The sequence below is a fragment of the Candidatus Poribacteria bacterium genome, from assembly GCA_016866785.1.
Taxonomy (GTDB): domain Bacteria; phylum Poribacteria; class WGA-4E.
Genome location: VGLH01000270.1, coordinates 1 through 1,930, shown reverse-complemented (window position 1 = coordinate 1,930; position 1,930 = coordinate 1). Strand labels below are relative to the sequence as shown.

Below are 1,930 nucleotides of genomic sequence, written 5' to 3'. Positions count from 1 at the left end.
CCGCGACCGCGCCCGCGCCCGCGCCCTCGCCCTCGACAGCGCCCGCGCCCTCGACCCCGCCCGCGCCGCGTACGACTTCGCGCTTGTCGGCTCAATCGCGCAGGAAGCCTTCTTCCCGTCGCTCGAGGCAAGCCTGCCGGCGCTCCGGCTCGACCACCTGCGAGGCAACCTCAGCGACGGTACGTTGATCGCGCCAGCCGTCGTCGAGTTCGAGGTGGAACAAGACGGAACCGTGCGCCCGTCCCGGCAGCAGCCCGACCTCGTCATCCAGCGAGGGTATGATCTCGTCTTTCCGTTAACGGCGATCTCGCTTGGGGCCCTTCGCGAGCGCAACCCGGACTGGCGGAGGGATCGGGGTGTGCATCGCCTCGGCATCCTGCCCTTTCTCTGGCTGACGGGCGGCGATGTATGGCGGGAACATGCCCAAGTCTTCCGTGACGCGGTTGGAATCGAGCGGCTCTACGCCTACATGCCGGACATCTCGCTCTGGGACAAACCGTTCGAGGAGTGGACGGACGCGGACTGGGGGATGGGCTTGTCCGCCCTGTGGCGGGTCGATACCGGCGAGGTGCTCTGGGCAGACGGAGCGCCGAACGTCCAGGACATGCCCCACGTCGGGCAGCCCATCGGCGCGTTCAACGAATGGCGGTAGAATCGCTGTATCAGCTCCCGAACGTGCACATCTCGCGCACCAAGTCCATGTAGTACTTGAAGTGCTCGAACGGCACGTCGGGCGGCACGGCGTGATCGACCATCGGCGTGAACCCGCCGTCTCGGACGAGTTGGGGCACCTTCGACGCCACCTCGTTCTCGATATCCTTCCTGCTGCATTCGTCCCGCAGCGCGCGCTTGTCGATGTTGCCCATCAGGAGCGCGTCTTTGCCGAACTGCCTGCGGTAGCGGAGCGCGTCGCAATCGGCGGCGACTTCCAGCGGATAGATGTAGTTGACGTTCGCTTCGAGCCATAGCGGGATCAAGTCGTCGAGGTTCCCGTCGCTGTCGACCATGATGATGCGGATGCCGTACTCGTTGAGCGTCCGGGTGACGCGCTTCAGCGGCTCCATCATGAACTCGCGGAACAACGCTGGCGAGATGAGCGGACCCGTCTTCATCGCCATGTCTTCCCAGATGCTCGCGTAGTCGATATCCGGGATTTCGTCGAGCGCGCGCTGAATGAGTTTCAGCGTGAAGTCGGCGAGGTAGTTGGTCATGTCGTGGACGAGTTCGGGGTCGTCGTAGTACCAGAGCGCGAGGTTCTCCATGCCGACCCAGTTCCGAATCCAGCCGTAGTACGAACCCGCGTTGATGCCCAGCGGGAAGTCCCGTTGGGTGTAGCACCTCTTGATGTACTCCCAGTATTCGGGATAACGGTTGGGCGCGTCCGGGTTCAGACGTTGCTTCCATCGCTCCCACGTGTCGCGGTCGCGGATGGGGTAGCGAATCCACTGGGACATGCCGATCTCGCGGTCGGTCCAGCGCTTCGTGATGCCGCCGAACTCGTCTTCCACGACGCTCCACTCCGCCGTCTGTTCGACGACTTTCGTTTCCAGCGACGGGAACAGACCCATGTGGATGGGGATCGTTTCGAGCCGGTCGAAGCCGAAGTAGGTGTTGAAGTGGGCGTCCCAGGGCATCCCCTCGCGGAGCCATCGCTGGCGGGTGTCGTGGAATGTCCATTGAGGAAAGAGGAACACGCGGTCGGGTTGTCCGTAGGTGAAGGTCGCGTGGAAGCGCTCGCGGGAGTTCATGGTCGCGCTCTCCTTTCGCTGTGCGGTCGGGCACGCCCGCGACGGCGTTCTCACTCGGATCATACGCCGACCGGGAACGCGGCGCATCCGAGCATCTGCTTGAAGCCTGACCAGAGCCTTTGCCATGCGGCTAAGATTGGTTTATAGTAAGCGACAAGAGTCGGCTGCCCGCTTAGCGCGCT

Annotated in this window: 3 protein-coding genes; 2 read left to right on the top strand and 1 reads right to left on the bottom strand. The window is 63.7% G+C overall.

The window, feature by feature from the left end:
- Window positions 1–282 (top strand): hypothetical protein (locus FJZ36_19210; GenBank protein ID MBM3217029.1); only part of this gene is annotated, 282 nt, incomplete at its 5' end.
- Window positions 283–358: 76 nt separating this feature from the next.
- Complete coding sequence (locus FJZ36_19205) at window positions 359–652, top strand: hypothetical protein (GenBank protein ID MBM3217028.1); 294 nt, start codon at window positions 359–361, stop codon at window positions 650–652.
- 10 nt (window positions 653–662) lie between these two features.
- Here FJZ36_19205 and FJZ36_19200 read toward each other — a convergent pair whose 3' ends face one another.
- A complete protein-coding gene (locus FJZ36_19200) occupies window positions 663–1,874 on the bottom strand; it encodes a hypothetical protein (GenBank protein ID MBM3217027.1) in 1,212 nt (403 codons plus the stop codon).
- Window positions 1,875–1,930: the final 56 nt, after the last annotated feature.